Origin of the sequence: Phenylobacterium sp. (assembly GCF_028290885.1) — a bacterium.
Taxonomy (GTDB): Bacteria; Pseudomonadota; Alphaproteobacteria; order Caulobacterales; family Caulobacteraceae; genus Phenylobacterium.
Genome location: NZ_JAQGIZ010000167.1, coordinates 1 through 9,110 on the forward strand (window position 1 = coordinate 1; position 9,110 = coordinate 9,110).

General features: G+C 68.9%; 11 protein-coding genes. 3 read left to right on the forward strand and 8 right to left on the reverse strand.

Features of this window, described 5'->3' with window-relative positions; translation table 11 throughout:
- The first annotated feature begins 72 nt into the window (after window positions 1-72).
- A complete protein-coding gene (locus JWP28_RS11375; RefSeq protein ID WP_299542938.1) occupies window positions 73-672 on the forward strand; it encodes a hypothetical protein in 600 nt (199 codons plus the stop codon).
- Window positions 673-787: 115 nt separating this feature from the next.
- Here the strand turns inward: JWP28_RS11375 and JWP28_RS11380 are convergent, their stop codons facing one another.
- The gene (locus tag JWP28_RS11380) at window positions 788-1,951 is read right to left on the reverse strand and encodes a pyridoxal phosphate-dependent aminotransferase (protein ID WP_299542940.1); all 1,164 of its coding nucleotides are present in this window, start codon (window positions 1,949-1,951) and stop codon (window positions 788-790) included.
- A 168-nt stretch (window positions 1,952-2,119) separates the two neighbouring features.
- Here JWP28_RS11380 and JWP28_RS11385 point away from each other — a divergent pair, with 168 nt between their 5' ends.
- On the forward strand, window positions 2,120-2,356 hold the full coding sequence (locus JWP28_RS11385) for a hypothetical protein (protein ID WP_299542942.1): 237 nt from the start codon (window positions 2,120-2,122) through the stop codon (window positions 2,354-2,356).
- A gap of 3 nt (window positions 2,357-2,359) precedes the next feature.
- Here the strand turns inward: JWP28_RS11385 and JWP28_RS11390 are convergent, their stop codons facing one another.
- The gene (locus JWP28_RS11390; RefSeq protein WP_299542944.1) at window positions 2,360-3,787 is read right to left on the reverse strand and encodes a PhoPQ-activated protein PqaA family protein; all 1,428 of its coding nucleotides are present in this window, start codon (window positions 3,785-3,787) and stop codon (window positions 2,360-2,362) included.
- A gap of 285 nt (window positions 3,788-4,072) precedes the next feature.
- Here JWP28_RS11390 and JWP28_RS11395 point away from each other — a divergent pair, with 285 nt between their 5' ends.
- A complete protein-coding gene (locus JWP28_RS11395) occupies window positions 4,073-4,648 on the forward strand; it encodes a MarR family winged helix-turn-helix transcriptional regulator (RefSeq protein WP_299542946.1) in 576 nt (191 codons plus the stop codon).
- Between the two features lie 194 nt (window positions 4,649-4,842).
- On the opposite strand, the gene JWP28_RS11400 is transcribed toward JWP28_RS11395, so the two are convergent.
- From JWP28_RS11400 to JWP28_RS11425, 6 genes are all read right to left on the reverse strand, one after another.
- The gene (locus JWP28_RS11400) at window positions 4,843-5,622 is read right to left on the reverse strand and encodes an acyl-CoA thioesterase domain-containing protein (protein WP_299542947.1); all 780 of its coding nucleotides are present in this window, start codon (window positions 5,620-5,622) and stop codon (window positions 4,843-4,845) included.
- Between the two features lie 33 nt (window positions 5,623-5,655).
- Window positions 5,656-6,921, reverse strand: coding sequence for a dicarboxylate/amino acid:cation symporter (locus JWP28_RS11405; RefSeq protein ID WP_299542949.1), 1,266 nt, complete (start codon window positions 6,919-6,921; stop codon window positions 5,656-5,658).
- A 324-nt stretch (window positions 6,922-7,245) separates the two neighbouring features.
- On the reverse strand, window positions 7,246-7,665 hold the full coding sequence (locus tag JWP28_RS11410) for a thioesterase family protein (RefSeq protein WP_299542951.1): 420 nt from the start codon (window positions 7,663-7,665) through the stop codon (window positions 7,246-7,248).
- Between the two features lie 30 nt (window positions 7,666-7,695).
- On the reverse strand, window positions 7,696-8,040 hold the full coding sequence (grxD, locus tag JWP28_RS11415) for a Grx4 family monothiol glutaredoxin (RefSeq protein ID WP_299542953.1): 345 nt from the start codon (window positions 8,038-8,040) through the stop codon (window positions 7,696-7,698).
- Between the two features lie 58 nt (window positions 8,041-8,098).
- Window positions 8,099-8,332, reverse strand: a complete 234-nt coding sequence (locus JWP28_RS11420) for a BolA family protein (protein ID WP_299542955.1) — start codon at window positions 8,330-8,332, stop codon at window positions 8,099-8,101.
- Window positions 8,333-8,364: 32 nt separating this feature from the next.
- Complete coding sequence (locus tag JWP28_RS11425) at window positions 8,365-8,985, reverse strand: LysE family translocator (RefSeq protein WP_299542957.1); 621 nt, start codon at window positions 8,983-8,985, stop codon at window positions 8,365-8,367.
- Window positions 8,986-9,110 lie beyond the last annotated feature (125 nt).

Sequence of the window (9,110 nt, forward strand, 5' to 3'; positions counted from 1 at the left end):
CCGGGGGGCGGCGGGTTCGGTCCGCGAAGCGGCGCCTGAGACCCTGTTTCAACCACCAAGGTTCCTTCCGGCATGATCCCGCTGTTCGCCGCCCTCGCCCTGTTCCTCGCCGACCAGCCGGCCGCCGACGCTGCGCCGGCGACGCCGCCCGAGGCCAGCGCCGCGTCGGGCTTCCCGCCCGGGGCGCCGCACGACGACTACCAGTTCGTGGGCTGGTGCTACGGCGCCTTGCGCGGCTACCTCGACCTGCACGACCAGGTGATGCCCGAGGTCACCCGCATCGAGTCGAGCTACCGCCCGCCGGGCCGCAAGCTCGCCGACGACCTCAAGGTCTATGCGGACATCCAGAAGGACGGTCACCGGCAGCTGAAGGCCTTCCAGGCCGCGCTCACCGCCGCCGAAAAGGCCAGCCTGCGCCCGATCAACACCATCGGCGCCGCCGCCGTCCAGAAGGGCCGCTCGACCTGGAACGCCGGCCCCGAGATCACCAAGGCCCGCCTCGCCCAGGAATGGATGAGCTGGGCGCTGCCGGCCCGGTGCGAGACCACCGCCAAGGCCCTGGAAGCCCGCGCGAGCCTGCTCGGCGCCTCGTTCAAGGCCAACGTCGAGCCGGAGGGGGCCCAGCCGCCCGCGGCGCCTCCGGAACAACCAGCAGCGCCGAATCCGAACTAAGTATCCTTCTCCCCTTGTGGGAGAAGGTGGCCTGCGCAGCAGGTCGGGTTCTGAGAGACCCCTCATCCGTCAGCCTGCGGCTGACACCTTCTCCCACAAGGGGAGAAGGGAGGCGCTACTGCGCCAGATACCCCGCCAACCGCTCCAGCCCCGCCGCGTTCCGCTCCGGCCGGTGGGCGAAGCACCAGCGCAGCCAGCCCTGGCCCTCGGGCCCGAACGCCGAGCCGGGCGCCAGGCCCAGCCCGACCTTGTCGATCAGGTCCTTGGCCAGCGCCATGGAGTCGCCGCGGCCATCGATCCGGAAGAAGGCGTACATGCCGCCCTCCGGCTCGGGCGCCTCGACGCCCGGCATCCGGCGCAGCGCCCCCAGCACCTGGTCCCTGGCCGCCCTCAGGTCGGCGCGCAATTCCGCGATGGCGTCCTCGCCCTGCGTCAGCGCCGCGATCGCCCCGGTCTGGATGAAGTCGGGCGCGCAGGAGGTGTTGTACTCCACCACCACCCCCATCGCCTCGGTCAGCGCCGGCGGCAGCACCATCCAGCCCAGCCGCCAGCCGGTCATCCGCCAGGCCTTGGAGAAGCTGTTGGTGCTGATCACCCGGTCGCCGTCCTCCGCCATCTGCAGGAAGGATGCCGGCAAGACCGGCGGCGCGAAGCTCAAGCGCTCGTAGACGTCGTCGGCGATCAGCCAGATGCCGTACTCGCGGCAGCGCGCCAGGATCGCCGCCCGGTCCTGCGCCGGCAGCATCCAGCCGGTCGGGTTGTTCGGGGAATTCAGGAACAGCGCCCGGGTGTCCGGCGTCAGGGCGGCCATCAGCCTGTCGAGGTCGAGCCGCCAGCGTCCCTGGGCGCGGTCGAGCGCTACGGTCTCCATCCGCGCCGACAGGATGCGCGGGATCTCCACCACGTTCGGCCAGACCGGGGCGGTGACCACCACCCTGTCGCCGGGCGACACCACCGCCTGGGCGACCAGCATCAGGGCGTTGACCCCGGAGTTGGCGATCGCCAGCCGCCCGGTCCCGATCGGCCGCCCGTGCAGCCGCGTGAGGTAGTCCGACAGCGCCTCGCGCAGGTCCTGGCGTCCCAGGTTATGGGTATAGAAGGTCTCGCCGTCGATCAGCGCCTTGGCCGTCGCCTCGCGGATGAAGGCCGGCGTCGGCTGGTCGGATTCCCCCACCCAGAACGGCAGGATGTCCTTCCGCCCCATCCCCGCATTGGCCACCTCGCGGATTTGTGAGACGCGCAGGTTGAGCACTTCCGGACGGGCGACGGGGGAGGACATGGGCCTCTCCTAGAGCAGGAGCGCGCCGAGCGGAACACCCGCGCTTCGCGCTTCCCGCCGGCGCCGCGCAAGTCGCGTCACTCGCCTCTGACGGGAAATTACCCACTCGCCCCTGAGGGGTATTTGTGCTAACCCTTTGTTAATCGTGATGGTTGGGGTCACAAGGACATGACTGGGTTTCGTGGAAAACTGCGCCGGTTCGTCTCGAACTGGGTTTCGATCGCCGAAGGCGCCCCCGCCGCGAGCGCGCCGGCGCTGAGCTTCATCTTCAACGCCGACGACACGCCGCGCCTCTGGTCCGAGGACGTCGCGGCGTTCTGGCCGCCCGGCGCAACCTGGCCGCAACGCGACTTCCCGCAGTTCCTCAAACTCGCCACCAACGACATCGACCGCCTGGCGGCGTAGGGCCTACTTCCCGTCCGGCGCGATGATCGGGCGGGCGTCCTTCCACTTGTAGGGCAAGGTGTCGGGGGTCACCGAGACCTCGGTGGTGAACTTGAACGGATATTTGCTTCCGCTCGGGTAGGTGAGCTCCACGAAATAGGCGGTCCAGCCCGCCGCGGGCTTGGCGACTTTGCCGACCCAGGTCCCGTCCTTGCCGCGCTTCAGCTTCGTCGCGGTGAAGGTCTTGCCGATGGTGTCGACGCGGAAGTCGCGGGCCTTGGGGTCGTTGCCCTGCCAGAGGTTGACCTCCAAGGGCTTGGTCGCCGAGCGCACCACGATCGCCCCGTCCTTGCGCACGGTCCAGGAATAGCTGGGCAGCGCCCGGTGGTTCAGCACCGCGTCGTAGAAGGCGGTCATGCTGTCGTCGATGTCGGTCCCCGCCGTCGAGTGCTTGGAGTTGGGAATCATCCGCAGCCGCTTGGTCTCCGGCAGCAGGTGGTAGGAGAACCTGGTGTTGTCCGGCGGGAAGTACTCGTCGCCCACCGCGTTGATGACGTACTTCGGCATCTTCATCGACGGCCGGTCGCGGTAGTTCAGCGGATCCTCGATTCGGTTGACCTCGGTCAGGCCCGGCGAACCGATCATTCGGGGGATCAGCCCGTTTTCCACATAGTCCTTCAGGGCCGGTGAGAAGTAGCCCATCGCCTCCCAGTGGTGGCGGGTGGTGGCGTCGACGTCGAGCACGTTGATGACGATAGGGATGATGGCGATCACGCGGCGGTCGAGGGCGCCGACCAGCCAGGTCGTCCAGGCGCGCTTGGAGCCGCCGGAGACCACGAAGCCGTCCACCTTCAGCTTCCCGCCCGCCTCGCTCGCCAGGTACTGCTGGACCGCGGTCATCGCCTGGGTCCCGCTCTTGACCATCGGCAGGCGCACGAGGTCGAGCGGATTGCGGTCCTTGGCGAACTTCGCCTGCTGGTAGGCGATGATCTCGTCCTCGACGCGCGGCTTGGGATCCTCGGTGAACCGCAGCGGCTGGTTGGGCACGTCGTCCAGCTCGGCCACCACGGAGTTGGTCTCCACCGCCATCTTGGCGAAGCGCTCGGTGGCCTTGTCGGGCGCGGGCTCGTCGTCCTTGCCGCCGGTGATGAACAGGAACGCCTTGTCGTGGGTGATTTTGTCCGGAACGATCACCGTCAGCCAGTGCTTCCACAGCGGCTTGTCGACCTCCTTGGCGGTCAGCCAGCTCTGCGAGGTCAGCTCCAGCACCGCGCCGTGGTAGCCCGGCCCGGAAACCTGCCCGACCACCTTCCAGGCGAAGGCCGGATCGGGCTTGGCGACATAGGTGTCGAGCGCGTTCTTCGGATTGGCCGCCGCCGGCCCCGACACAGACAAGAGGGCCGCCAACGCTGCAGCGGCCAGCGCGCCGCCCAACAGTCTGATCAAACGCATTCACTACCCTCCCGGATAGGCCGTCCACGCGGCCCTTGCCCGCACCATGCCGCACGTCGTTGACACGGCCAAGCTCCCAACGGATTGTCAGCTAGTGTGCTGGATTTGAAGTTCGCCTCATTCACGGGCCACGCGCCGAGCGAACTTCAAATCCAAAAAGCACACTAGAAACATATACTTCCCTAGTGTCCTCATCGATTCCGAAGTTCGCCAAAGTCAGCCGCAAGCACTTGCGAACATCGGAATCGGGACACTAGGCGAACAATATCTCGGATGGGGGAACGGGTGCGTCCGGAGGAAGCCGACCTGGCCCACCGCCTGCAGCGGCTGGTGGTCCGGCTGAGCCGCGAGCTGCGCTGGGAGAGCGCCGAAGTCGGCGTCTCCAGCGCCGACGCCATGGTGCTCTTCGACCTGCGCCGCCACCCGGGCTCCGGGGTCTCGGACCTCGCCGGCATGGCCCGGATCGCCCGCTCGGTGATCAGCGAACGGGTCAAGCGCCTGGAGGTCGCCGGCCTGATCGAACGCGATGCGGTCGAGCGCACCGACAAGCGCCGCATCGGCCTGATGGTCAGCGCCGACGGCCACGCGGCGCTGACCCGCATGGCGCGCGCTCGCCGCGACCGCATTGCCATCCGGCTCGCGACCCTCTCCGATGACGAGCGGCGCGCCATCGCGGACGCCGTCGACGCGCTGGACCGCCTGCCGGAGTGGCGCAGCACCGGGGAACTCGCGGCCGAGGCCGAACGCCAACCAAGCCGGCCGGTGATCGACTTCGACCTGAAGACCCGTGTGGTCGGCGATCCCCCGCCCGAGGTCCGGCAGGTGCTGAACGGCATGACCGCCCCGCCGCCGCGCGGCTGACAGGAGCAGACGGCGGTCTCGGCGGGTCCCCGGCGGCGGCTGACCTACGTAGTTCTACCCCTGTGGCGGATCGTCACCTTCACTGTAGAGCGGACTTCGGGCTATCTGCAGTTGTCCTGCGGATCGCAACCACACGTCGGACATCGAGCGGGCCGTTTCGTGCGTTAATTCGAGGCGGCCCCCTCCCCTTCCCTTCAGCCTCCCATCCGCCTTTGCGCCAGCGCCGCACAGGCCGCCGAGCCGATCGGGCCGTCCTCGTCGTAGAGGAAGCACTCGCCGATCGCGACGCCGTCGCTGGCCCCGTGGTTCACCACCTCGAAGCCCACCCACTCCGTGCGCGGCTGGCGGTGCAGATAGACCGTCACGTCGGAGTTGATGAACTCCAGCCCGCCGTCGCCCGAATTGGCGAACGGGCTCGCGAAGTCCGCCGCCACCGCCACCCGGACGAACGGTGTCAGCGGGCGTCCGGCCACGAGTTCCCGCACCTCGCTCATCCAGATCCGCTTGCGGCCGACGGTCCCGAAGGCGCCTTCGATCCGGCGCGTGGCCCACATGCCGCCCATGCCCGAGCGCCCGTCGGTCGGCGGCTCGATGTCGGCCGGCTTCGGAACCTCCCACGACGGCGGCTTCCAGACGTTGCCCGCCGGGTTCTCCGTGCGCTTCAGGAGCTGGCATGTCGCGCGCCCCGCGCTGACCCCGCCGGAGATGAACTCCGCGTCGATCACCTTGATGCGCTTGCCCTCACGCACCGGGCGGACGACCACCTCCACTGGCGAGAGGTCGGGCAGGCGGTACATGTCCACCGTCAGCCGCGCGGGCATGAACTCCGCGCTGCCGTGCAGCCGCTCGATCTCAGCGCCCAGCAGGCCCGCGATCACCCGCCCATGCAGCGAGTTCGGATTCCACGGCCCGCGCGCAGCCGCCGTCGGGACGTAATGCGTCCCCTCGATCTGGAAGAAAGGTTCGTTCGCCATAGCGGAGCTGGGTAAGGGTGAGCGACCTGGCGATCAAGCCACGGCCGCCTGCGCCCCCGCCGGTTCCGGGTCGCTTCGCGCCAGGATCGCGGTGATCGCCATGTCGCCGGTGACGTTGCCGATGGTGCGGAAGATGTCCGGGATCACCTCCACGGCGATCAGGATCGGCAAGAGATCCACCGGCAGGCCCAGGGTCAGGCAGATGGGCGCAATGCTGGCGAAGAAGGACACCTGGCCGGGCAGGCTGACCGAGGCCAGGCTGGTCGCCACGGAGACGAAGATCGCGCCGGCGTACTGCGCCACGCTCGGATGGACGCCGTAGACCTGCGCCACGAACAGGGCCACTCCCAGGTTCGCCGCCGGGCCGGTCATCCGGAACAGCGCCACGGCCAGCGGCAGGACCAGGCCGGTGATGCGGTCGGGGATGCCGAGGTCGTCGCGTGAGCGCTCGATCATCGCCGGCAGGCAGGCCAGCGACGACTGGGTGGCGAAGGCCGCCACCTGCACCGGCGCCACCGCCCGCGCCCAGCGGCCGAGCGGCAGGCGGCCCAGGCCGACGGCCATCAGATAGGCGACCACGGTCAGGCCGATGTTGGTGAGCGAGATGGCCGCGATATAGTGGGCGATCTCGCCGGCCGCGCCGACGCCGGCCCGCAGGCCGACGCCCAATCCGAGCGCGAACACGCCTACCGGCGCGGCCCACAGGACCCAGCGCACGATGGTCACCATCGCCTCGCCGACGCTGTCGAAGAACTCGGTGATCGCGCGCCGGCGGGCGTCCGGCAGGCGGGTCACCGCGAAGCCGAAGAAGCTCGCGAACACCACCAGCGGCAGGATGGCGTCCTCGGATGCGGCCTTGATCGCGTTCTGCGGCGCCAGGCCTTTCACGAAGTCGATGAGGTTGGGCGCCTGCTTGGCCAGGTCCGGCGCGGCGCTGGCCCCGGCCCGCAGCGCCGCCGCGCCGGCCTCGCCAACCGGCCAAAGCGCATAGAACCCTTGGGCGAACGCGACGGTGTAGATGGCGCTGAAGGTCAGGGTCACGACGATCAGCACGATGGTCTTGACCGCCAGACGGCCGGTCGCCGCCGCATCCGCCACGCTCGCGATCCCGGTGACCAGCACCGCGAAGATCAGCGGCACCACGGTCATCCGCAGGCTGTTCAGCCAAAGCCCGCCGATGGACTCGAAGAGCTCGATGGCCCGTTTGACGTCGGGGCCGGCGTAGGCCGCCGCCGCCGCGCCCAGCCCCAGGCCCGCCACGAGTGCGATCAGCACTCGCACGCTCAACGATCGCAGCATCCAGCGCTCTCCCCCGGGCCCGGCAAAGGGGCCAAGCCTGAGACCCTAGCTCATCCCTCCCCTCTGTGGGGAGGGTGGACCGAGCGAAGCTCGGGACGGGTGGGGAAGTGTGGTCCGAAGTTCCGAGTCAGAGCTTGATCCCGGCTCCCCCATCCCGGCCGGCTAGTGTCCCGATTCCGAAGTTCGCAATCGCTTGCGGCTGGCTTTGGCGAACTTCGGAATCGATAAGGACACTAGCAAGTATATATTTCTAGTGTGCTTTCTTGGATTTGAAGTTCGCTCGGCGCGTGGCCCGTGAAGACGGCGAACTTCAAATCCAGCACACTAGGTGAACATCTCCACCATCCAGGGCGGCACGCGCTTGGGCCGGCCGCTGACCTGTTCGATCAGCACCCAGGTTGTGTGGACCTGGGCGCACATGGCGCCGTCCTCGGCGTCGATGCGGATGAAGCGGTCGAAGCGCGGGCCTTCCGCCGCCTCGGAGACCCAGGTGCGGCCGAAGCCGGTCTCGCCGGGCTTGAGCGCGCGGCGATAGTCGATCTCGTGGCGCAGCGCGATCCAGGCCCAGGTCGCCTGCGCATCCGGCGGCGCGCGCGAGCCCCAATGTGCGATGGCCAGGTCCTGCGCCCACGTCAGATACACCACGTTGTTCACGTGGCCGTTCTCGTCGATGTCGGCGAGTTTGGGCTCGAATGAGAGCCGGAACACCTGTCGGCCAGGCGGCGGCTCCAGCAGCGCGCTCAATATCCGGCTCCGCGCGCCCGAGCCGACGGGCTAGGCGGCCAGGACGCCCTGCTCTTCGAGGAACGGCTTCAACTCGCCGTTCTGGAACATCTCGCGGACAATGTCGCAGCCCCCGACGAACTCGCCCTTCACATAGAGCTGCGGGATGGTCGGCCAGTCGGAGTAGGTCTTGATGCCGTCGCGCAGCTGGTCGTTCTGCAGGACGTTCACGCCCACGAAGTCGGCGCCCAGGTGGTCGAGGATCTGCACGACCTGGGCGGAGAAGCCGCACTGCGGCTGTTCGGGCACGCCCTTCATGAACAGCACCACGGGATGCTCTTCCACGGTCTTGGCGATGAAGTCGTGGACGGGATTGGCGGTCGCGGTCTCGGTCATCGGTCGCCCTTTCGGCGCAAATTCGTAGCCTAAGAGCTAGGGAGCCGGACCCCAGCGGTCAAGCGGGGGCGGAGGTCTCGAGGGCCAGCGCGTGCAGCTCGCCGCCCATCCTGCCCTTCAGCGCGGCGTAGACCAGCTGGTGCTGGCGCACGCGGGGCAGGCCTTTGAAGGCGGACGAAACGATACGTGCCTTGTAGTGGTCGCCGTCGCCGGCCAGGTCGTCGACCTTGATCTCGGCGTCGGGGAAGCCGTCGCGGAGGATGGCTTCGAGGTCGGCTTGGGCGATGGGCATGGCGGGCTCATTACCGCCGGCCGCCGGCAATCTCAATCGAAGACCCACAGCAGGCTCACCCCGAACGCGCCCATCAGCGCGCCGGCGACCCGGTCCAGCGGCTTCTGCGCCCGCGCATAAGAGGCCGCCGCCCGGCTGGTGGAGAAGAACCAGGCCACCGCCGCGTACCAGGCGATGCAGGTGGTGCAGACGATGGCGACGGCCGCGCCATGCACCCACAGCGGGCTGTCGGGGCCCATGTAGGCGGCGAAGATCGAGCCGAAGAACAGCACCGATTTGGGGTTGGTCAGGCAGACGATCAGCGCGCGCCAGAACGCCCCGCCTGTCGCCGCCGGTTGAGCGGCCTCGCCGTCCTGGGCCTCCTGCGGGGCGCGCCAGAGCTGGACGGCGAACCAGACCAGATAGAGCCCGCCCGCGATCCTGAGCAGGGTGTAGAGCCACGGGGCCGCCACCAGCACGGCGGCGAGGCCGAGCGCCGCGGCGGCGCACCAGAGGACGCAGCCGGCGAACGTGCCGAGCGCGGCCATCATCGCCGGGCCGCGTCCGCGGCGCATGGCGAGCCGCATGACCAGGAAAATGCTGGGGCCGGGCACGGCGGCCGTCACCAGGCTGACCAGCGCCAGGGAGGCGAGCGAGAACAGGGGATTCGTCATGCCCCCAGTCTAGCGCTCGCTGCTGACACCGTGTGTCAGCTACCGCGCGCTCCGCGCCCAGGCCGTCAGTCGATGATCGACGAATAGATGATGCTCTTCAGCTGGCCGCGGAAGTTGAAGGTGCC

What these genes read in the sequence shown, in the direction of transcription:
- JWP28_RS11375 (WP_299542938.1), top strand. Translation starts at nt 73, where the DNA reads ATGATCCCGCTGTTCGCCGCCCTCGCCCTGTTCCTCGCCGACCAGCCG.
- JWP28_RS11380 (WP_299542940.1), bottom strand. Translation starts at nt 1,951, where the DNA reads ATGTCCTCCCCCGTCGCCCGTCCGGAAGTGCTCAACCTGCGCGTCTCA.
- JWP28_RS11385 (WP_299542942.1), top strand. Translation starts at nt 2,120, where the DNA reads ATGACTGGGTTTCGTGGAAAACTGCGCCGGTTCGTCTCGAACTGGGTT.
- JWP28_RS11390 (WP_299542944.1), bottom strand. Translation starts at nt 3,787, where the DNA reads ATGCGTTTGATCAGACTGTTGGGCGGCGCGCTGGCCGCTGCAGCGTTG.
- JWP28_RS11400 (WP_299542947.1), bottom strand. Translation starts at nt 5,622, where the DNA reads ATGGCGAACGAACCTTTCTTCCAGATCGAGGGGACGCATTACGTCCCG.
- JWP28_RS11405 (WP_299542949.1), bottom strand. Translation starts at nt 6,921, where the DNA reads ATGCTGCGATCGTTGAGCGTGCGAGTGCTGATCGCACTCGTGGCGGGC.
- grxD (WP_299542953.1), bottom strand. Translation starts at nt 8,040, where the DNA reads ATGACCGAGACCGCGACCGCCAATCCCGTCCACGACTTCATCGCCAAG.
- JWP28_RS11420 (WP_299542955.1), bottom strand. Translation starts at nt 8,332, where the DNA reads ATGCCCATCGCCCAAGCCGACCTCGAAGCCATCCTCCGCGACGGCTTC.
- JWP28_RS11425 (WP_299542957.1), bottom strand. Translation starts at nt 8,985, where the DNA reads ATGACGAATCCCCTGTTCTCGCTCGCCTCCCTGGCGCTGGTCAGCCTG.